The sequence below is a fragment of the Archangium primigenium genome, from assembly GCF_016904885.1.
Classification (GTDB): Bacteria; Myxococcota; Myxococcia; order Myxococcales; family Myxococcaceae; genus Cystobacter; species Cystobacter primigenius.
In genome coordinates this window covers 2,338,420-2,357,616 of sequence record NZ_JADWYI010000001.1, presented here as the reverse complement: position 1 = coordinate 2,357,616, position 19,197 = coordinate 2,338,420, and the positions used below count along the sequence as shown (strand labels likewise).

At 70.8% G+C, this 19,197-nt stretch carries 19 protein-coding genes; 12 read left to right on the top strand and 7 right to left on the bottom strand.

Annotated elements, in window-relative coordinates; all coding sequences use genetic code 11:
* Window position 1 precedes the first annotated feature (1 nt).
* Genes I3V78_RS10055 through I3V78_RS10035 form a run of 5 tightly spaced genes read left to right on the top strand, consistent with a single transcriptional unit; the run spans window position 2 to window position 2,907 of the window.
* Window positions 2–898 (top strand): alpha/beta fold hydrolase, encoded by an 897-nt coding sequence (locus I3V78_RS10055; protein WP_204486469.1) that lies wholly within the window; start codon window positions 2–4, stop codon window positions 896–898.
* Window positions 895–1,584, top strand: coding sequence for a hypothetical protein (locus tag I3V78_RS10050; RefSeq protein WP_204486467.1), 690 nt, complete (start codon window positions 895–897; stop codon window positions 1,582–1,584). Before I3V78_RS10055 ends, I3V78_RS10050 begins: the two co-directional genes overlap by 4 nt.
* Window positions 1,585–1,618: 34 nt before the next feature.
* The gene (locus I3V78_RS10045) at window positions 1,619–2,032 is read left to right on the top strand and encodes a VOC family protein (RefSeq protein ID WP_204486465.1); all 414 of its coding nucleotides are present in this window, start codon (window positions 1,619–1,621) and stop codon (window positions 2,030–2,032) included.
* A 26-nt stretch (window positions 2,033–2,058) separates the two neighbouring features.
* Entirely contained in the window at window positions 2,059–2,406 is a 348-nt protein-coding gene (locus I3V78_RS10040) for a DUF1428 domain-containing protein (RefSeq protein ID WP_204486463.1), read from the top strand.
* Window positions 2,407–2,430: 24 nt separating this feature from the next.
* Window positions 2,431–2,907: a VOC family protein gene (locus I3V78_RS10035; RefSeq protein WP_204486461.1), complete on the top strand. Its 477-nt coding sequence runs from the start codon at window positions 2,431–2,433 to the stop codon at window positions 2,905–2,907.
* A gap of 8 nt (window positions 2,908–2,915) precedes the next feature.
* On the opposite strand, the gene I3V78_RS10030 is transcribed toward I3V78_RS10035, so the two are convergent.
* Both I3V78_RS10030 and I3V78_RS39115 read right to left on the bottom strand, forming a co-directional pair.
* Window positions 2,916–3,131 (bottom strand): hypothetical protein, encoded by a 216-nt coding sequence (locus tag I3V78_RS10030; protein ID WP_204486459.1) that lies wholly within the window; start codon window positions 3,129–3,131, stop codon window positions 2,916–2,918.
* Entirely contained in the window at window positions 3,128–3,691 is a 564-nt protein-coding gene (locus tag I3V78_RS39115) for a flagellar basal body L-ring protein FlgH (protein ID WP_239576374.1), read from the bottom strand. The genes I3V78_RS10030 and I3V78_RS39115 overlap by 4 nt, the downstream gene beginning before the upstream one ends.
* Window positions 3,692–3,801: 110 nt before the next feature.
* On the opposite strand from I3V78_RS39115, the gene I3V78_RS10020 reads away from it, so the two are divergent.
* Genes I3V78_RS10020 through I3V78_RS10010 form a run of 3 tightly spaced genes read left to right on the top strand, consistent with a single transcriptional unit; the run spans window position 3,802 to window position 6,377 of the window.
* A complete protein-coding gene (locus I3V78_RS10020; protein ID WP_204486456.1) occupies window positions 3,802–4,290 on the top strand; it encodes a GNAT family N-acetyltransferase in 489 nt (162 codons plus the stop codon).
* Between the two features lie 13 nt (window positions 4,291–4,303).
* Entirely contained in the window at window positions 4,304–5,584 is a 1,281-nt protein-coding gene (locus tag I3V78_RS10015; RefSeq protein ID WP_204486454.1) for a hypothetical protein, read from the top strand.
* A gap of 40 nt (window positions 5,585–5,624) precedes the next feature.
* Window positions 5,625–6,377, top strand: coding sequence for a hypothetical protein (locus tag I3V78_RS10010; protein ID WP_204486451.1), 753 nt, complete (start codon window positions 5,625–5,627; stop codon window positions 6,375–6,377).
* A 26-nt stretch (window positions 6,378–6,403) separates the two neighbouring features.
* Here the strand turns inward: I3V78_RS10010 and I3V78_RS10005 are convergent, their stop codons facing one another.
* Together I3V78_RS10005 and I3V78_RS10000 are read right to left on the bottom strand one after the other, a co-directional pair.
* Window positions 6,404–11,707 (bottom strand): trifunctional serine/threonine-protein kinase/ATP-binding protein/sensor histidine kinase, encoded by a 5,304-nt coding sequence (locus tag I3V78_RS10005; protein WP_204486449.1) that lies wholly within the window; start codon window positions 11,705–11,707, stop codon window positions 6,404–6,406.
* Window positions 11,708–11,761: 54 nt separating this feature from the next.
* A complete protein-coding gene (locus I3V78_RS10000) occupies window positions 11,762–13,291 on the bottom strand; it encodes an amidohydrolase family protein (protein WP_204486446.1) in 1,530 nt (509 codons plus the stop codon).
* Window positions 13,292–13,541: 250 nt separating this feature from the next.
* Here I3V78_RS10000 and I3V78_RS09995 point away from each other — a divergent pair, with 250 nt between their 5' ends.
* Genes I3V78_RS09995 through I3V78_RS09980 form a run of 4 tightly spaced genes read left to right on the top strand, consistent with a single transcriptional unit; the run spans window position 13,542 to window position 15,800 of the window.
* Complete coding sequence (locus I3V78_RS09995; protein WP_204486438.1) at window positions 13,542–14,753, top strand: FAD-dependent monooxygenase; 1,212 nt, start codon at window positions 13,542–13,544, stop codon at window positions 14,751–14,753.
* Window positions 14,754–14,784: 31 nt separating this feature from the next.
* Window positions 14,785–15,114, top strand: coding sequence for an ArsR/SmtB family transcription factor (locus I3V78_RS09990; protein WP_204486435.1), 330 nt, complete (start codon window positions 14,785–14,787; stop codon window positions 15,112–15,114).
* A complete protein-coding gene (locus tag I3V78_RS09985; RefSeq protein WP_204486433.1) occupies window positions 15,111–15,551 on the top strand; it encodes an SRPBCC family protein in 441 nt (146 codons plus the stop codon). The genes I3V78_RS09990 and I3V78_RS09985 overlap by 4 nt, the downstream gene beginning before the upstream one ends.
* A gap of 33 nt (window positions 15,552–15,584) precedes the next feature.
* Window positions 15,585–15,800: a hypothetical protein gene (locus I3V78_RS09980; protein ID WP_204486431.1), complete on the top strand. Its 216-nt coding sequence runs from the start codon at window positions 15,585–15,587 to the stop codon at window positions 15,798–15,800.
* 76 nt (window positions 15,801–15,876) lie between these two features.
* Here the strand turns inward: I3V78_RS09980 and I3V78_RS09975 are convergent, their stop codons facing one another.
* The 3 genes from I3V78_RS09975 to I3V78_RS09965 all read right to left on the bottom strand — a co-directional run bounded on the left by I3V78_RS09975 (window position 15,877) and on the right by I3V78_RS09965 (window position 19,067).
* Window positions 15,877–16,755 (bottom strand): M12 family metallopeptidase, encoded by an 879-nt coding sequence (locus I3V78_RS09975; protein WP_204486428.1) that lies wholly within the window; start codon window positions 16,753–16,755, stop codon window positions 15,877–15,879.
* 162 nt (window positions 16,756–16,917) lie between these two features.
* Window positions 16,918–18,483 (bottom strand): nitrilase-related carbon-nitrogen hydrolase, encoded by a 1,566-nt coding sequence (locus I3V78_RS09970; RefSeq protein ID WP_204486425.1) that lies wholly within the window; start codon window positions 18,481–18,483, stop codon window positions 16,918–16,920.
* On the bottom strand, window positions 18,480–19,067 hold the full coding sequence (locus tag I3V78_RS09965) for a PadR family transcriptional regulator (protein ID WP_204486422.1): 588 nt from the start codon (window positions 19,065–19,067) through the stop codon (window positions 18,480–18,482). The genes I3V78_RS09970 and I3V78_RS09965 overlap by 4 nt, the downstream gene beginning before the upstream one ends.
* Window positions 19,068–19,197 lie beyond the last annotated feature (130 nt).

Sequence of the window (19,197 nt, the reverse complement as noted above, 5' to 3'; positions counted from 1 at the left end):
GATGGAAACCATGGACATGCAGGTGGAGCCCAGGCGGGCAGAGGTCATCCCCCGGCAAGCACCGCGCGAGCGGGTGGGCGGCACGCTGACGCGGCTGCCCCGGGAGGACACGCACCTGCCGCCGGTGGTGCTGACGCACGGGACGTTCTCGAACGCGAAGCTGTGCGAGCAACTGGCGCGCTTCCTCCAGGACGCGGGCTTCGACAGCTGGGTGCTGGAGTGGCCCCGGCACGGACAGAGCGCGCGCGGCGGCCCGGTGTGGAGCTACGAGCGGCTCGCGCTCCACGAGGTCCAGGCCACCCTGGACACGGTGCGGGAGACCACCGGACGGGACTCGCTGTTCTGGATCGGCCACAGCGCGGGCGGCGTGCTGCCCTTCATCCACCTCGCCCGCAACCCGGGCGATGACGCCCGCTTCCAGGGCATCGTCACGATGGGGAGCCAGACGACCCACGCGGGCCCCGGCGTGCTCGGCATGATGAAGCTCGGCGCGGGGCTGCTCCTGACGAACGTGATGGGCCGGGCCTCGGGCAAGGCCATGGGGCTCGGACCCGAGGACGAGACCCGGCCCCTGATGAACCAGTGGTTCCGCTGGAACCTGAGCGGCCGGTGGCTCGGCGCGGACGGCTTCGACTACCTGGACGCCCTGATGCACGTGCGGGTGCCCACGCTGTGTCTCGCGGGCGCCGGAGACGACTTCATCGCCCCGGTGGCGGGCTGCCGCCGGCTGTTCGATGCGCTCGGCAGCGACGACAAGACCTTCCTCACCTGCTCCAAGGAGGACGGCTTCCGCGAGGACTACGGCCACACCCGGCTCATCGCCAGCCGGTCGGCCCGGGAGGAGCTCTGGCCCCGGCTCGCCACCTGGCTCATGGGCCACGCCGAGCGCGCGCCATGACCCGGGACCGCCCCCTGGTGCTCGCCACCCTGGGCTGTGTGGGCGCCCGGACGGCCTTCATCCTGGGCCGGGACGGCGTCACCGAGGCGGGCATCCGGCGGGTGCTGCGCGGCTCGGCCCGGCTCGGCTTCGGTCTGTTCCTGCCCGTCTTCGTCTCCTCGAGCCTGGTCACGCTGTGGCCGGGAGCCCTGAGCCGGGGGCTCGCGGCACGCCAGCGCGCGCTGGGCCTGTCCTGCGCGGTGGCCCAGCTCACCGCCGGCGCGGCGATCCTCGCCTTCCGGATGCGCCACCCCATCCACTTCCGCGAGGCGACCTATCCGCTCCAGCGCATCGGGGGACTGTCGGGCTTCCTGGCCCTGGGTGTCATGAGCGCCACCTCCTTCGAGCCCGCGAAGCGCGCGCTCGGGCCCCGGCGCTGGAAACGGTGGCACCGGGTGGGCCTGCATGTCCTGGCGCTCAACTACCTGGTGTCCTACGGGCGCCGGTCGGTGATGAACCGGGAGCCCTTCTACCTGCCCTTCCTGGGCCTGCTGCTGTCCGCCCTGGGCCTCCGGGCGGCGGCGGCGATGAAGCGCCGGACGCGGGCGCCCGGGAGAGGTGCCCTGACGCGCCGCGCCACGCCCCGCGCTTTTTTTTCGGGAGATCGCGCGGGCGGTGTCGAAAAGGCGCGGGCTCGACCGACGTGAAGGGGAAGCCACCGATTCACGAGGGAACTCGACCATGAAGATCGTCAGCAACCTGAATTTCAACGGCCAGTGCCGGGAGGCCTTCGAGCGCTACGCCGAGGTGCTGGGAGGCAAGCTCACCCTGGTCACCTTCCGGGACATGCCGGGAAGCCAGGTGCCCGAGGAGTGGCAGGACAAGATCGCGCACGTCTGGCTCCAGGCGGGTGACCAGGCGCTCATGGGGTGTGATGTCCCGCCGGCCTACGCCCAGAAATCCGGGGGCTTCAGCATGACCCTGCACCTGAAGACCGACGACGAGACGCGCCGGCTCTTCGCCGCCCTGGCCGAGGGTGGCCAGGTCACAGTGCCCCTCACCCCGATGTCCTGGTCCTCGTGCTTCGGCATGCTGACGGATCGCTTCGGCACGCCGTGGATGCTTACCACCCAGGCCGCGCAGACCGCCGCCTGAGCCCTCACCCTGAAAGGAGAAACATCATGAGCTACATCGATGGATTCGTGGTCCCCGTTCCCGCCGCCAACAAGGAGGCCTACCGGAAGGTGGCCCTGATGGGCCAGACGCTCTTCAAGGAGTTCGGCGCGGTGCGCGTCGTCGAGTGCTGGGGCGATGACGTGCCCGACGGCAAGGTGACCGACTTCAAGGGCGCGGTGAAGGCCGAGGCGGGCGAGGTGGTCGTCTTCTCGTGGATCGAGTGGCCGTCCAAGGCCGTCCGCGACGCGGGGCAGAAGAAGATGATGGAGGATCCGCGCATGCAGGAACTGATGATGCCCTTCGACGGCAAGCGCATGATCTACGGCGGCTTCGAGACCCTGGTCGACGGCTAACCCCATTCCCCGCTGGAGCCTTCCATGATCTCGATTCGCCCCCACCTCTGGTACTCCGAGAAGGCCGAGGAGGCCGCGCGGCTGTACGTCTCCCTGATTCCCAACTCGCGCATCAACAACATCACCAAGATGCCCGGGGAATCGCCCAGTGGACCGCCGGGCTCGGTCACCATCGTCGACTTCGTCCTGGCGGGACAGCCCTACCTGGCCATGACCGCCGGTCCGATGGAGCCCTTCAACCACGCGGTCTCCTTCGTGCTCACGTGCGATGACCAGGCGGAGGTCGACCGGCTCTGGGACGCCCTGTCCGAGGGCGGAACCCCCGAGCGGTGTGGCTGGCTGCGGGACCGCTACGGCGTGTGCTGGCAGATCGTCCCCAACGCCCTGGGCCGGCTGATGGGCGACCCCGACCGCGTCCGGGCCGGCCGGGTGGCCCAGGCCATGCTGAAGATGGTCAAGCTGGACATCGCCGGGCTCCAGGCCGCCTACGACGCGGCCTGACCCGCGATTCACCTCGGGGCGGGCCGGATCCACGTCTCCGGCCAGGCCTCGAGCTGCTCGGCGGGCGACCCCTCGATGAGCAGGGTGTAGAGCGCCTCCGCCGGGAAGTCGTTCACCTGGACCTGCCAGCGCCGACCCTCGACCTCGGCCTCATACGGCACCCCGGCGCTCGGGCCCGGGTGCCAGAGGACGTGACGGGTGCTCGGCCGGGCGGGTCCGGTCACTTCGACCCCTCGAGCTTGAACTTCTCGTTGGTCTCCTTATGGGTACGCTGGGCGCTGTCCACGATGGCCTCGTAGACGGCGTCCCCTTCCAGGCCCTTCTTGCGCTGGTTCTCGACGAGCTGCGCGAAGGTGGGGCCATCGGGGTTGCCGTACTTCTCCCGGTCCCGGGCCCGCAGGTCCTCGACCTCGCGCGGGTCGCCCATCATCGCCCGGGTGGTGACGCGTGCGTTGTGGCGCACCTCGTACGCCCGCCTGGCGCGCTCCTCGGGGGACAGCCCCTGCTGCTTCCACTGCGCGTCGGAGGTGTCGACCGAGCCCGCGAGCTGGAGGTAGTACTCGCGGATCTCCGCGTTGCTCCAGGCGCTGCCATTCTTCTTGAGCGTCTCGGCCTCGTCGGGCGTGGTCGGGTAGACGCGCTGCCCGGCCATCGCGACGGGGGCCTTCTCCGGCGAGGGCCCCGCTCCGGGAGCGTGCGCCCCGCAGCCCATCACGAACGTCAAGACAGCCGCGGCCGCGAAAGCCAGGCCCAGACGCTTCCGGTGGATGCTTCGGTCGTTCATGGGCGCGCAGCGTACTGGCGCTTCCCGCGGCTTCCATCGCCGCTCGGGGCCATCCATCCGCTGATCAACGGAGCCCGCGCCCGGCGAGGTCGCCATGGCAGAGTCCCGCCATGACAGACGCCGCCTTCCACATCGTGCCCGTGCGGACCGCCCCGGAGCTCGCGGACGTGGCGCGCCTGTTCGAGGCCTACACGGCCGCGCTCGGCATCGACCTGTCCTTCCAGGACTTCGCGGCGGAGCTGGCGAACCTGCCCGGCAAGTACGCGCCCCCGGCCGGGGAGCTGCTGCTCGCGCGGACGCCCCAGGGTCAGCCCCTGGGCTGCGTCGCGCTGCGGCCCCTGGGCGAGGCGGGGTGCTGTGAGATGAAACGACTCTACGTCTCGCCCGACGCGCGAGGACTCGGGCTGGGCCGGGCGTTGGTGACGGCCATCCTCCAGGAGGCTTCACGGCGCGGCTACCGCGAGATGCGCCTGGACACCCTGCCCACCATGGACGCGGCGCTCGCGCTCTACCGGGAGGCGGGCTTCCGGCCCATCCCGCCGTACTACGACACGCCGCTCGCGGGCACGGTCTTCCTCGGGTGCGCGCTCGACCCGTAGGATGGCGCGGACCATGTCCGCCTCCCTGCTGCCCCTGCTCTATTGGCTGAACGCCGCGTCCGGTGCCACGCCCGACCCCCTGTGCGTCAACCGCGCGCCCTGTGAGCTGTCCGAGACGCTCGCCGCGGGCAAGGACGCGCAGGGCCAGTCCCTCCAGGTGAAACACCTGTCGCTCGGGTGGGCGAAGATCTCCGACGTGCAGGACGCCGCGGAGGCGAAGTTCGGCGGCGGCCGTCAGGAGGAAGGCGACCGGGCCAACGGGCAGTGCGAGGCCGAGGAGTACTGGCTGCTGCGCGGGGGCAAGGTGACCCAGCTCCTGCTCGCCTTGTGCAATGACGGGTACGGGGCCTCGGGCATCGGCGAGGACTCCGTGGAGGTGGGCAGCAACCGCATCACCCACACGCGTTTCGGGGGCGCCGGCCAGCGGTGGACGGAGACGCGCACGCTCCAGCTCTCGCCGCTGGAGGAGCTCAAGCGCAACGAGCGCAGCTTCTTCGCCGGGAGCCCGGATCAGACGACGGAGCGCACTTGGGAGGCGTGGCGGCTCCGGGGCACGGTGGAGGTCTCCGCCCCCGACTGCGAAGAGGACGCGGAGGCGGCACCAAGCCCCTATGGGAAGGAGACGCTGACGCTGCCCCTGCTGCCCCGGGTCGCGATGGACGCGGCCTACGTGAAGGAGGGCTGGAAGCGCACGGGCATGGGCGACTGCGCCCTCGCCGCGCGGTTCCTCGTCCTGGGCGGCAAGGGCCCCATTCGGGACGACGAGCTCAAGGCGCTGCTGGTCGCGCCGGACACCGTGATCATCGAGGTGCGGGACGACCGGTGGACGGGTCCGGGCAAGAAGTGGCTCGCGGATGACCACGTGGAACTGTGGCTGGGCACGACACCGCCCGAGGAGCTGAACACGTGCGCCGCGCCCGGCGCCGAGCAGCAGGCCGTGCAGTGGGGCATCCGCATCGCGGACGACCAGGTCTTCCCCGCCCACGGCGCGCCCGCCCAGCCGCTCGGCGTGGAGAAGGTGGAGGTGCGCGAGGGCAAGGCGCTCGTGGGCTACCGGCTCAAGGTGACGCTGCCCGGGCCCGCGAGGGCCCTGAGCGTGCTCTACAGCGACAGCGACTCGGGCAAGAAGCAGGAGCGCCTGCTGGCCACCAGCCCGCTGAAGTTCGCGCGCCCCGAGACGCTCAACCCCGTGCGGGAGGTGCCCGCCGAGGAGGCCACCTGCGTCGCGCGGGACGGCGCCCTGCGGGTGGTCGTCAAGCCGCTCGTCCCCAAGAGCATGAACCAAACGCCGTGAGCCCGTCGTCCCGCGCCGCGATGTGGCATCGTCCCTGGCGATGACCCTCGACGATTTGAGATCCGGGCGCGGCTTGTTGATGGTGGGGTTGGTGGCCCTGGTGTCCGGAGCGGTGGGGATTGGCACCGGGCTCGCCTCGAGCAAGTCCCGGAAGGAAGGCCGGGTGGCGCGGGCCCTGGACGTCTGGGACACCGCCACCTTGAACCGGCTCGCGCCGGGAGATCCCGTGCTGGTGGGCGGCACGCTGGCGCAGGACAACGCCGTGCTCTTCCGCGACTACGTGGCGTATCTCGAGTACGAGCCGTACAAGAAGAGGTTCAGCGGCACCAGCAGCCGTCGGCGCAAGACCCACTGGCGGGAAGCGCGGCGCGCCACGCCGGAGCTCCGGGTGGAGACCGCCACCGGCGGGGTCCGCGTGAGCAACACGGACTACCAGATCGGCGCGGCGACGCCGGCCCCCGAGAACGACGTGGACGAGTGGGGAGCCACCTCGTGGAAGGGCGTCCGGGAGGGAGACGCCAGCGCCACGGGCCTGCTCGGGACGAGGGAGCGCTGGTACACCGGCTTCAAGGCGGGGGAGCGGGTCGTCATCCTGGGCACGCTGGTGAACACCGGGGACACGCCCGAGGTGAAGGCCCAGCGCGTCTTCAGCGGGACCCAGCAGGACCTCGTGCGCGCGGCCGAGAGGTCGTCGCGGGGCCTGTGGTTGCTCGCGCGGGTGATGTTCGGGGTCTGCGCGGTGGCGCTGGCCCTGCTGATCTGGTTCGGCGTCCAGCACCTGCGCGAGAACTGAGCGCCCGCGCTCCGCGGAGCGGGCCCTCAGGACACGGGGGAGAGCGGAAGCTCGAGCGTGGCCGTGGCGCCCTTGCCGGGCCCCTCGCTCTCCAGCAGCAGGCGTCCGCCCATCACCTGGGCCGCCAGCGCGCTGGAGTGCAGGCCAAAGCCGTGCCCCTCCTTGCGGGTGGTGAAGCCGAGCGCGAAGAGTTGCTTGTGCAGCTCCTGCGTGAAGCCCTTGCCGCTGTCCACCACCTGGATGCGGGCCACCCCCTCCTCGGCCGACAGCCGCATGCACAGGTGACGCTGGCCCTCGGGCACCTCGGCCATGGCGTCCTTGGCGTTGCTCAAGAGGTTGATGAGGATCTGCAACACCTTGTGTTTGTCCACCTGCGTCTTGGGGACGGCGGCGAACTCCTGCGTCACGGAGACCCCATGGCGCTGCAGGGCGGACAGCTGGATGCGCAGGCTGTCCTCGATGAGCTGGGCGAGATCCCAATCCCCGAGGATGAGGGACGTCCGGGCGTAGTCCTGCTGCACCCGGATGATGGCGTGGATGTGCTCGAGGTGCAGGCCCATCTCGTTCAGGTTCGTCTGGAGCTGGGTGCGCTCGTGGCGGAGCTCCTCGGTGAGGGCCAGGAGGTAGTCGGGCAGGACGCGGCCCCGGGGGTCGCGCGTGAGGAAGCCCACCAGGTCCTCCTGGTGCGCCTTGAGCAGCGAGGAGAGCTGCGCGGCCCGGTCGAAGCGCGAGGTCGCCACGCCCAGGCGCATCTGATCCAGGTTGATGACGGCGCTGGTGAGGACATTGCCCACGTTGTGCAGCACGTCCGAGGCGACCTCGGCCATGCCCGCCGCCCGCGCCGTGTCCACCAGCTGCGACTGGGCCTGCTTGAGCTCCCGCGTGCGCTCCTCCACCCGCCGCTCCAGCCCGTCGTTGACGCCGCGCAGGGCGGCCTCGGTGCGCTGCAACTCGGCGTACAGCCGCGCGTTCTCGATGGAGATGGCGGCCTGGGAGGCGAGCTGCCCGAGCAGCAGGATGCGCTCCGGGGTGAACGCCCCGGAGGCGAACCGGTTCTCCAGGTACATCACGCCCGACAACGACTCCTGGCGCAGCAGGGGCAGGCAGAGCACGGACCGGGCGCCGCTGCGCGCGAGATAGGGCTCGCCCGCGAAGGAATGCGGCGCCTTGGCGTCGCCGATGAGCACGGGCTCGCGCGTGCGTCGGACATAGGAGACGATCGTCCAGGGCAGGCGGGCCTCCTCCAGCTCGTGCGAGGCGGTCGGCGGGCCGCCCGCGCCGGACTCCGTGTCGGCCACGAGCACGAGCTTGTCACCGCGCGGCAGCAGCAGGGCGCCCCGCTGGGCCCCCGCGCTCTCGGTGGCGACCCGCATCAGCGTGGACACCAGCCGCTCGAGGACGATCTCGCTGGAGATGGCCTGCTGGGCCTTGACCATGGCGAGCGCGTCGATCTCCCGGGACTCCGACGAGGAGGACGAGGTGGCGGTGCTGTCGGGGACCACCGGGCTCACCAGGGCGGGCCACAGGGCCTCCAGTTGCCGGACCTTGCCGTGCGCGCCCCACCGCAGGCACGCCTCCCGGGCCTGACGCGCGTAGGCCTCCGCGATGAAGGGGGCCCGCTGCGCGCGGTAGAAGCCCGCCGCCCGCTCGCACACCAGCGCCAGGTGCTGCAGGAAGCCGTGGTCGCGGGCCGCGCCCAGGGCCTCCTCGTACGCGGGGAGCACGTGCTCCAGCCGGCCGAGGACCCGCTCCCGCTCCGCGAAGACGAGCCGCTCGGGCGCGCGGAAGGTCTCCGGACAGTTGTCCGCCCACTCCACGAGCTGGCGCCAGTGCCCCTCGGCGGTCTCCAGGTAGCGCCGCCGCTCCTCGTCCGCCGCGCCCTCGCAGCACGCGAGCAGCGAGAGGGCCCGGAAGAGGTGGAAGTCCACCAGCGGGATGATGCCGATGAAGGACCAGGCGAACGCCGCCGCCTTGTCTCCCGCCTCCCGGGCCTCCGCGTAGGAGCCACACATGAAGCGCGCCTGCATCTTGGAGAGCCAGTACTGGCACACCATGCTGCTCATGTGGGCCGGCGACAGCGAGGCCTCGAGGGCCTTCTCGTCGAACCCCTCCCCGTCCAGCGTCCCGAACGTGGGCGAGAGCCCCCGCAGCTGCTGCATGTAGCGCAGGACGATGAGCGTCGTGTCCACCACGCCCACGAAGCCCGTCTTGCGCATGAAGTCCATGCGCGCCACCGCGTCCGGGTAGACGTCGTCCAGGGGCTGCCCCATCGCCTGCCGGTTCCAGACGACGTGGCCCACGATGTAGCAGGCGAACAGGTAGTCGTTGCACTGCACCGCGTGCTCGAAGGCACTCAGCGCGTGCGCGTGCGCCTCGGCCAGGGGCCGGCACCAGTAGCTGATCATCTCCAGGTTGAAGAGCACCCGGACCCGCTCCAGGGTCAGCTCGTGCCGGTCCACGACCGCGCGAGCGAGCACGCCATAGGCGTAGCCCTCCTGGTAGCTCTTGAAGAAGGTGCCGAGCAGGATGCCGAGCGAGCTGTAGCCGATCGCCGACTCGGGGGTGTGGCCGTAGCGCAGGCTCAGCGAGACCATCCGGCAGACGTGCAGGATGAGCAGGTTGTTGTCGGTGAAGTAGGCGGACGGGAAGAGGCGGCCCAACAGGCGCATCACCGGCTTCATGTCCGCGTCCGTCATCAACGGCAGCTCGACGAGGCTCTCGATGGCGCGGTCGCCGAGCAGCGCCTGGACCTCCTCCCGGGCCGCCACGGCCTCCTCCCAGGAGGGGTGCGGGGACATGGGCATGCCCAGCCGGGACAGGCCCGCCAGGAGGCAGTGGACCGAGGCCTCGATCTCGCCGGAGAGCAGGTGCACCTCGTGCCGCAGGCTGTGCGCGGCGGCGATGTCCGCGCGGCTCCCGGCCCGGGCGCACAGGTCCTCCAGGAGGCGGCGGGCCTCGGCGAGCTGGCCGCTCATGAGCTCACTGCTCGCCCGATCCAGCCGCACCTGGAAGGCCAGCGACGGGTCCGTCTCCCAGGGGTCACCCGGGATGAGCGAGAAGGCCATGGCGAGGTAGGCGGCGGCCGAGCCGTGCGCGCTCGAGGCCCGGGCCTTCCCACCCGCCTCGGCGTTCAGGCGCGCGAGCCGGTGGCGCTCCCCGGGCTCCTGGATGCGCCCCACCCCGACGTTGAGCTGGCTCACGATCTCGAAGAGCTTCTCGCGCACCTTCTCCGCCGACAGCCGCTCGAGCAACAGGCGCCCGATGCGCAGGTGGACCGCCTCGCGCTCGGACTCGGGGATGAGCGAGTGCGCCGCCTGCTGGATGCGGTCATGCAGGAACCGGTACTGCTCCAGCTCCCCGCGCACCACCAGGCCCTCCTGGAGCGCCGGCTCCAGGCCCCGCTCCACCTCGTCCACCGACAGGCCGGCGACGAGCGCCAGCAGTCCGAGCGAGAAGACGTTGCCCACACACGCCGCCAGGGGCAGCAGGCGCTGGGTGCTCACGGGCAACTGGTGGAGGTTGCGCGCCATGAAGTCGACGATGTTGTCCGAGTAGCCCCGGGACCGGACGCCCTCGGCATCCCACCGCCAGCCGCCCCCGCTCGTGCGCAGCAGCAGGCCATCGTGGTGCAGCGCCTGCATCAACTGCAGGAGGAAGAAGGGATTGCCGCCCGTCTTCTGGTGCACCTGCTCCGCCAGCGGCACGACGAGCTCCGCCCCCGCGCCCGGGAGCGCATCGCCCACGAGTTCCTGGAGCTGCACCAGGCTCAGCGGCTCGAGCTGGAGCCCGGTCACCCGGACCTTCGCCTCGTGCACCTCGCCGAGCATCATCATCAGCGGATGGGAGGGGCTGACCTCGTTGTCCCGGTAGGCGCCGATCCACAGCGCCGGCGGCGCCTCGTCCTCGGTGAGCAGCGCCCGCAGGAGTCGCAGGCTGGCCAGATCCGCCCATTGCAGGTCGTCCAGGAACATGACGAGCGGATGCTCGACGGTGGCGAAGACGCCGAGGAACTGCAGGAACACCTGCGTGAAGCGGCGCTGTGACTCGGCGGGCGGCAGCTCCGGCACCGCGGGCTGCGGACCCATGAGCAGCACCAATTGCGGAATCAGCTCCATGAGGACCTGGCCGTTGCCCCGCAGGGCCTCGTCCAGGCGCTCGCGCCAGCGGGCTACCTCCTCATCGGTGCCCGCGAGCAACTGGCGCACCAGGCCCCGGATGGCCTGGGCCAGGGTGGCGTAGGGCACGTCCCGCTGGAGCTGATCGAACTTGCCGCTCAGGAAGAAGCCGCGCCGCTGGACCACGGGCTTGAGCAGCTCGTGCACCACCGACGACTTGCCGATGCCGGAGTAGCCGCGCACCAGCATGAGCTCGGGCCTGCCGCCCCCGACGATCCGCTCGAAGCCCTGGAGCAGGGTGGCGACGTGGGCCTCGCGCCCGTAGAGCCGCTGGGGGAGCTGGAACCGGCTGGGGATGTCCCGCTTGCCCAGCACGAAGGACTCCAGGGCCCCCCGGCGCAGGCCCTCCACGCACTCCGCCAGGTCGTGCCGCAGCCCCTCGGCGCTCTGGTAGCGGTCCTCCGCGACCTTGGCCAGGCAGCGCATGACGATCGCGGACAGCACGGGCGGCACGCTGGCCACCAGCTCGTGCGGCGGCCTCGGCATCTGGGCCATGTGCGCGTGGAACCACTCGAGCGCGTCCCGCCCCTGGAACGGCCGGGCCCCGGTGAGCAGCTCGTAGAACGTCACGCCCAGCGAGTAGAAGTCGGTGCGGTAGTCCACCGAGCGGTTCATGCGCCCGGTCTGCTCCGGGGACATGTAGGCCAGCGTCCCCTCGATGAGGTGCGTCTGGGCCACGTCCACGTGCTCGGTGCGCTGCAGCGTGGCGGCCCCGAAGTCGATGATGCGCGGCTCGCCCGAGGGCAGGACGATGATGTTGGAGGGCTTGAGGTCCTTGTGGATGACGCCCCGGAGGTGGATCTCCGCCAGCGTGGACGTCAGGGCCACGGCCAGCTCCAGGAAGCGCGCGAGCTCGAAGGGCCGCCCCACCGCCTCCGACAGGGCCACGCCCTGCACCTCCTCCAGGACCAGGACGGGGCGGTTGTTGACCCGCTCGCACCCCTGGGGCCGGGTGACGCCCCGCACGCCGAGCAGCCGCCGCAGGATGCCGTGCTCCCGGCGGTAGCGCTCCTCCTCGCCCGGGCCCACGCTGGCGCCCGCCGGCGTCTTGATGATGACCGGCGCGGCATCCACCTCGCGCACCGCCTGGAACAACAGGTTCGAGTCGGTGGCGCGAATGGGACGGCGCAGCGTGTAGCCAGGAAGGTTCAACATGGAGCGAGTCCACCGCCTGTCCCGGGCGTGTGCAACTTTCTCCGGGTCCGCTCGCTAGAAGAGCGCCCGCGGAACGCCCGCGGCCCGGAGCAGGTAATCCCGGGATGCCTCGAGCGAGCGCAGGAGGCTCGGCCAGTTCACGTCCAGGAGCGCGCCCTTCCACTTGCGGATCCGCCCCGCGACGATGACCGTGTCCACGTTGCTGCGGTCCATCAGCGTGACGACCGCCCCCGGCACGTTGTTGAGCGGGGCCACGTTGAGGGTGTCCGCGCGCAGCATGAGGATGTCGGCCTCCTTGCCCGGCGTCAGCGAGCCAATCTTGTGGGACAGCCGGGCCACGCGGGCCCCCTCCACCGTGGCGAAGCGGATGACGTCCCGGCAGGTGAGCAGCTCGGGCAGGTTCTGCTCGCCGTTGAGCGCCCGCTCGTTGATGAGCGCCCGCTGCAGCGTGAAGACCGTGCGCATCTGGGTGAAGAAGTCCGCCGCCATGGTGCACTCCACGTCCGTGCTCAGCGAGGGCTGGACCCCATGGTCGAGCGCGGCCTGGAGCGGCGGCATGCCGTGCCGCATGGTCATCTCGATGGGCGCGGCGACCGAGATGCCCACGCCCGCGCGGGCGATGGCCCGCCAGGAGCGCTCCGAGAGGCGCGTGGCGTGGATGAACTCGAGGTCCGGGCCCAGCAGGCGCTCGCTGTCCAGCTGCTCCACGAGCGTCTCTTGACCCAGCGCGCCAACCAGGTGCGTCACGATGGGCAGGTTGTTCTGGCGCCCGAGCGCCCAGTAGGTCCGGAACGCGGGGTCGAACACCTCGCCGCCCATGGCCAGGGTCAAGAGCTGGTCCGTGGAGGAGAAGTACTGACTCCGGATCCGCGGGAGATCCCGGGGGAAGATGTTCTGGGGGCCCACTCCGGGTGAATACACGAAGACCGCGCGTCGACCCGCGTCCTGGAGCCCCCGGATGACCGCGTCGGTGTGCTGTCGGGAGTGACCCACCTGGGACGTGTCCACGACCGTGGTCACGCCCGCGTCGAGCTGGCTGAGCGACGCGACGAGCTCGGCGAGGTAGGCGTCCTCCGGCCGGAACACCGGGGTGATGCGGGTGTGGATGTAGTCGAGGTAGTTCTTCTCGCCGTGGGGCAGCCCGTCGTCGGACAGCAGGCCGTCCGACAGGTAGCTGCGCAGCGCGGTCTGGTACTGGTGGTGGTGGGTGTCGACGAAGCCCGGCATGACGATGGTGCCCGAGGCGTCGATGATCTCCGCGCCGGGCGCCTGCAGGCGCGCCCCCACCGCCACGATCCGCTTGCCCTCGATGAGCACGTCCCCCTGGGCGAAGTTGCCCACCTGGGGATCCATGCTGAGCACCGCGCCGCCCCGCAGCAGGTAGCGCCGGGACGGAGCACCGGTCTCGGGGGGCGGCGTCTGCTCCCCCTGCGCGGACGACGCCCGCGCCGGCGTGGCCGCCGTGGAGATCGCCGCGGCGCCGAGCACGGACGCCCCCGCCGAGAGGAAGTCGCGTCGGGACGGCTCGGCCTTCACGGGCTCGCCCTCATGGGTCGACTGGTTTCCACAGAGCTTCTGGCACATGGATCGCGCGCTCCCCTCCGGGCTCCGTGGAGCCCTTGCGTCGGTGCACCTCCAAGCAGAGGTGTCAAAACCGACTTCCCTGGATAGTGCGTGGAGAATAACAAGAATGCCTCTCACTGTCTCGACGAGAACAAAGGCATCCAGTGTCACGCACCGCGCTATCCCACTGGGTCGCGGATGACTTTGGCGCTCCGCCTCCGCGACGTTCCGTTATCCCGACGGAGCGAGGATTCGCTCGCGGGAGAAGCCCATGTCACGCACCGTGCTCATCACTGGCGCCAGTATCGCGGGTCCCACCCTTGCCTGGTGGCTGCACCGCTTCGGAATGACCGTCACCGTCCTGGAGCGGGCCCCCGCCTTCCGGGACAGTGGCCAGAATATCGACGTGCGCGGCGCGGGCCGCGAGGTGCTCCGGCGCATGGGGCTCGAGCGCACGGCGATGGAGGCCGGCACGGGCGAGCTGGGCATCGCCTTCGTTGACTCGGACAACCATGTCGAGGCGCGGTTCGATCAAGAGACGTTCGGGAGCAATGGCCCGACCGCCGAGCTGGAGATCCTCCGGGGGGACCTGGCGCGCATCCTCTATGAGCACAGCCGCGGCGGCGCGGAGTACCTCTTCGGCGACACCATCGAGGCGCTGGACGACCAGGCGGACGGAATCACCGTCACCTTCAAGAAGGGCGGCCCGCGCCGCTTCGATCTCGTCATCGCCGCCGAGGGGATTGGCTCCTCCACGCGCCGGCTCGTGTTCGGAGAGGCCGCCCAGCGACGGCCGCTCGATCTCTACATGGGCTACTTCACCATCCCCAAGGGCGAGAACGACAGCGCGCTGGCGCGTTGGTACAACGCCCCGGGCGGACGCAGCGTGTTCCTCCGTCCGGACAAGCGGGGCCACACGCACGCCGTGCTCACCCTGCAGCAGGCGCCCTGCGGCTACGAGAAGCTGTCACCCGACGAGCAGAAGCGGATGCTGGCGGAGCGCTTCGCGGATGCAGGCTGGGAGACGCCCCGCGTGCTGGAAGGGCTCGCCCGGGCCGACGACTTCTACTTCGAGATGATCGGCCAGGTGCGGCTCGACCACTGGTCCAAGGGCCGCACCGTGCTCGTGGGCGACGCGGCCTACGCCCCCTCCCCCATCAGCGGCATGGGCACGAGCCTGGGCCTGGTCGGCGCCTACGTGCTGGCGGGCGAGCTGTCGCGTCACGACGACCATGCCGAGGCCTTCGCCGCCTACGAGCGCATCCTGCGGCCCTACGTCGACCAGGGACAGGACGTGCCGAGCCTGGGCCCGCGCATCGCCCAGCCCCGGACGCGCTTCGGCATCGCGCTGCAGCGTGGGGTCCTCAACCTCGCGACGAAGCCCGGCATCCGCGACCTCCTCGGCAAGCTGATGGCGCCGCCCGCGGACAAGATCGACCTGCCCGACTACGGCCACGCGGCGCACGCGGCGCCCCATGCTTGACAACCCATAAGCCTCGGCTTATTCGTTGTGCATGCAGAGCGCGGCCGAGGCCGAGAACAAGATCTTCCAGGCATTGGCGGACCCCAGCCGGCGCGCGATCTTCGAGTCGCTCACCCGGGGCGAAGCGGCGGTGAAGGATCTCACCGCGCGCTTCGCCATCTCTCAGCCCGCGGTGTCCCAGCACCTGGCCGCGCTGAAGGAGGCCGGCATGGTGAGCAGCCGGCGCGAGGGCCGCCGGGTGTTCTACCGGGTGGAGCCGCGCGGGATGAAACCACTCATGGATTGGATCTCGCACTACCGCGCCTTCTGGACGGAGCGCGTCGATCGCCTCGAGCAGCTGCTGGACAAGATGGACCAATGACACCCACCGACAAGACCGATCCCGCGCAGACGGCGACCCTCTCGTTCGACTTCGATTTGCACCACCCCCCGGAGAAGGTGTGGCGCGCGCTCACCATCCCCGAGCTGCTCGCGGAGTGGCTGCTGCCCGTCGCCGGGCTCCAGCTCGCGCCGGGGACGGCCTTCACGTTCCAGGCGCCGCCCATGCCCGGGTGGGATGGCCTCGTGAACTGCCGGCTGCTCGAGTCCGAGGCGCCCAGGAGAATCAGCTACACGTGGGTCGTCGGCGGCATGGACACGGTCGTGACGTTCACGCTCACGCCCACGGCGTCGGGCACGCGCCTGTCGCTCGTGCACGCGGGCTTCAAGCCGGACCAGAAGCAGAACTTCGGCGGCGCGCGCTACGGCTGGAAGATGATGGGCGGAAGGCTCGTCGAGCTGCTCCCGCGCATTCCCTGAGCCGCACGCGGCTCGCATCGACAGGAGTCTGTCTTGAACTGGAACCACTGGATAAGGCAGTCCCACCGCTGGCTGTCGCTGGCCTTCACGGTGGCCGTCATCATCAACATGGTCGCGCTGGCCCGGGGCTCGACGGCCACCTGGGTGGGCTTCCTGGCGCTGCCCCCGCTCCTCGTGCTGCTGTTCACGGGGCTGTATTTGTTCGTGCTGCCCTACGCCGCCCGGCGCCGTCGCGCCGGCGGGTCGTGAGTGAACCCCGCCGGGGCTCCCGGAACGCCGAAGAGGAGTCCCCGGCCGCGCGCACGGAAGCGGGCTCGCGAGGCACTTACGGGTAGAGCTTGCCCACGGCGCTGATGTCCGTGGCGCTCAGCGACGTGCGCTGCCCGATGCTCTGGCCGCCCTTGGTCTGGATGGTGGGCTGGCCGTTCTTGGAGAAGGCCGTGGCGCCGTAGTGCATGATGGAGCCGAAGTCGTAGGCGATCAGATCGTCCGCGTCGGTGATGTGCTGATCGAAGTTGTGCTCCTTGCCCGCCTCGATGTTCTCCCAGCGGATGGTGACGTGGTTGTTGCGGTCCTCGCGGCTCTGCTCATGCCACAGGCCCAGGGCGTGACCGATTTCGTGGATGGTGCTGCCCGTGTTGCACCCGGTGGCCAGGTTGATGAACTGCTGGCCGCCGCGCATGCCCACCGAGGAGCTGCAGCCAGTGCTGGTGCGGAAGGTGATGTAGTTGGGGTAGCTCGCGGCGTTGCTGGAGGTGCGCAGCACGAAGCGCACGCGCGTCTTCTGCTGCCAGTGCGCGATGGCGTCCGTCACCCGGCTCTGGCTGGCCAGTCCCGAGTCGATCGTGTACGGCACCAGCGCGTTGGTCCACCGGTACTTGGAGCCCGTGATGGCCACGCTCTGCCCCGAGCGCGCGCCGCCCGCCTCCACCTCACGGGTGAGCGCGTCGACCTCCCGCACGGAGCCCACGAGGATGTCGCCCTCGACCACGGCCTGCCCATCCACCTCCGTGTACGACATCTGAACCGGCCGGCCCGAGGCGTTCCGGGTGTAGCCCTTGCGCACGGGGGCGTCGGCGGGGACCCAGCTGCTCTCCAGCGCCAGGCTCTCGGCGGCCTCCGCCTCGTCTCCGGTCACGTCGGCGCCACATCCACCGAGCACCAGGGAGGAGCCCACCACCATTCCGAGAACCGCGTTCGCCATCGTCCGCATGTGCCGCTCCGCGCAAAAGGTCATTCCCGCAGAGCGACTCCAGTACGGCAGATTTGTTTTCCAAGCAATACCTTAAAAACCATGAATTCACAGAATACTTGAATCCGCCATGTGGACTGGAATGATCCGTGACACGCGGTCCACGGCGGAGCGCTACCCGTACTGAACGCGGGCGGCCTGGACGGCGCGGCGCCGCCGCGCGACGAGCCCGCGGATGGCGGCCAGCAGCCCCCATCCCAGCGCGAACAGTCCGGAGAGCAGCCCCACCGCGTCCCCGATGCGCGCGTAGAGCGTGGGCACCCGACCGACTGGCAATTCCGCGCGCAGCACCCGCTCCTCGGCCGTGAAGTGGTCCCGCTCGCCATACACGCGCCCGTAGCCGTCCACCGCCACCGAGAGCCCCTGGTTGACCTGCCGCACCAGGCTGAAGCCCCGCTCCACCGCGCGGAACACCGCCTGCCGCGTGTGCAGCGGGCTGATGCCCTTCCAGTCGCTCGACGGCAGCAGCAGCAGCTCGAGCCCTCGCTCCGACGCGCTGGCGAACACCTCCGGGAAGTCTCCATCGAAGCAGATGGCGCCGCCCACCACGCCCACACCGGGGACCGGGCCCACCGCCGGCTCCGCGCTGCCCGGCTCGGAGTGCTCCGCCTCCCATCCCGGCACCGGCCGGGACTTCACGTAGCGCCACGCCACCGCGCCGTCTGGCCCTACCAGAATGAGCTCGTTGCGCAGCATCCGCTCCGCCGACGGCGTGAAGCTCGCCACCGACAGGCCGAGCCACACGCCCCGCTCGCGCGCCAGCGCGCCGCCCCGCGCGACGAGCGCCTCCAGTTGCTCGGCCAGCACCACCGCGTTGCCCTCGGACCACAGGAGCAGCTTCGCCCCCCGCTCGGCCTCCCGCCGTGACAGGCGCAGCAGCTCCTCGTTCACCGGGCGCGAGGCCTCGGCGAAGGCGCGCCAGGCTTCCGCGTCGAAGCGCTCACCCGACATGAGCCGGGCCAGTCCCGCCTCGCGGCCCCTGGCCAGCTCCCCCGCCACGGTGATGCCCGCCACCCGGACGGGCGCGCCCACGCTCCCGGCCATCGCGAGCCGCAGCACGCCGAAGCCGAGGACGGCCCCCAACACCCCCGCGTACACCGCCACCCCGGGCAGGACACGGCGCCCCGCCGCCCGGTGCTCGAAGGCCCAGTTGGCCACGGTGGCGAACCACACCAAGAGGAACGTCAGGCCCCACAGTCCCGTCACCGACACGAGCTGCACCAGCACCGGCACCCGGGCCTGGGTGTAGGCCAGCACGCCCCAGGTGCCGAACGGGTTGCCCTGGCTGCTGAAGAACTCCACCCCCGTCATCGCCGCTGGCAGGAAGAGCGTCCCCACGAAGGAGCCCCGCGGCCCCACGAGGAGCCGGTCCGCCAGGTACACCCCCGCGACGACGACCGCGCCCCCCAGCGCCATGCCGAAGGCACTCTCCACGGAGCCCGGGAACACCCCGAGGTTCGCCACGCCGGCGGCGGCGGTGTTCGCCACCAGGAGCCCCACGAACCCCACTCCGGGACGCGTCTGCCGGGAGAAGAAGAGGAACAGGGCGCCCATCCACCAGCCGGGCAGCACGGCCCACTCCGTGTTCAGCCCCATCAACAGCCCGGCCCCCGCCCCCAGGGCGAGCCACGGCACGAGCGCGGGCGGACGCCGCGCGCCTTCCTCCGAATGACTGCTCATCGTGTGCCCCTCTTCTTCGTCGACACCGTCGTCCGCTCGAGCCGCTGGAGCGCCTCGCGCGCCTCGTCACACCAGCGCAGGTGCGCCTCCAGCCCGAGCAGCCCCGCGCGAATGGACAGGTGCCGGTAGGCGAACTCCGGATCGTCGCTCCGGGCCTGGCGGACGTTCTCGTCGAGCAGGCGCAGCGCCGCGAGCAGCCCCTCCGCCTCGGCGCGCCCGCGCTCCACCTGGGCGAGGGAGTCCGCGGGTCCCACCTGGGCCCCGAAGAAGAGCTTGAGCAGCAGCTCGTTGCGCTCGACATGGGGGAGCACCGGCCGCCGCAGCCACTCCGCGAGCGCCGACCGCCCCGCCGTCGTCACCCGGTACACCTTGCGGACCCGCCCGCTGCGCGAGGACGCCTCCGGGTCGAGTTCGACCAGGTGCTCCTCCGCCATGCGCTCCAGCGTCGGGTACAGGTTGCCGTAGCTCTCCTGCCAGAAGTGCCCCACCGACCGCTCGATGGCGCTCCGCAGGTCGTATCCGCTCATCGGCTCCCGGCACAGCATCCCCAGGATGGCGAACCGACAGGTGCTCTCCCTCGCCAAGACCGCCTCCTCCACCACGATATATCAGCCCGACATATCAGGCTGATACGTCCGACCGCAATTTGTTCGTCTGTCGTCCACGAAAATGGCTTTTTGCGCGTGAGTCGCTGACGTGGGCCTGTCCGATGGT

Coding starts and splice junctions, on each gene's coding strand:
- I3V78_RS10055 (WP_204486469.1), top strand. CDS start 2: ATGGAAACCATGGACATGCAGGTGGAGCCCAGGCGGGCAGAGGTCATC.
- I3V78_RS10050 (WP_204486467.1), top strand. CDS start 895: ATGACCCGGGACCGCCCCCTGGTGCTCGCCACCCTGGGCTGTGTGGGC.
- I3V78_RS10045 (WP_204486465.1), top strand. CDS start 1,619: ATGAAGATCGTCAGCAACCTGAATTTCAACGGCCAGTGCCGGGAGGCC.
- I3V78_RS10040 (WP_204486463.1), top strand. CDS start 2,059: ATGAGCTACATCGATGGATTCGTGGTCCCCGTTCCCGCCGCCAACAAG.
- I3V78_RS10035 (WP_204486461.1), top strand. CDS start 2,431: ATGATCTCGATTCGCCCCCACCTCTGGTACTCCGAGAAGGCCGAGGAG.
- I3V78_RS39115 (WP_239576374.1), bottom strand. CDS start 3,691: ATGAACGACCGAAGCATCCACCGGAAGCGTCTGGGCCTGGCTTTCGCG.
- I3V78_RS10020 (WP_204486456.1), top strand. CDS start 3,802: ATGACAGACGCCGCCTTCCACATCGTGCCCGTGCGGACCGCCCCGGAG.
- I3V78_RS10015 (WP_204486454.1), top strand. CDS start 4,304: ATGTCCGCCTCCCTGCTGCCCCTGCTCTATTGGCTGAACGCCGCGTCC.
- I3V78_RS10010 (WP_204486451.1), top strand. CDS start 5,625: ATGACCCTCGACGATTTGAGATCCGGGCGCGGCTTGTTGATGGTGGGG.
- I3V78_RS10005 (WP_204486449.1), bottom strand. CDS start 11,707: ATGTTGAACCTTCCTGGCTACACGCTGCGCCGTCCCATTCGCGCCACC.
- I3V78_RS10000 (WP_204486446.1), bottom strand. CDS start 13,291: ATGTGCCAGAAGCTCTGTGGAAACCAGTCGACCCATGAGGGCGAGCCC.
- I3V78_RS09995 (WP_204486438.1), top strand. CDS start 13,542: ATGTCACGCACCGTGCTCATCACTGGCGCCAGTATCGCGGGTCCCACC.
- I3V78_RS09990 (WP_204486435.1), top strand. CDS start 14,785: ATGCAGAGCGCGGCCGAGGCCGAGAACAAGATCTTCCAGGCATTGGCG.
- I3V78_RS09985 (WP_204486433.1), top strand. CDS start 15,111: ATGACACCCACCGACAAGACCGATCCCGCGCAGACGGCGACCCTCTCG.
- I3V78_RS09975 (WP_204486428.1), bottom strand. CDS start 16,755: ATGGCGAACGCGGTTCTCGGAATGGTGGTGGGCTCCTCCCTGGTGCTC.
- I3V78_RS09970 (WP_204486425.1), bottom strand. CDS start 18,483: ATGAGCAGTCATTCGGAGGAAGGCGCGCGGCGTCCGCCCGCGCTCGTG.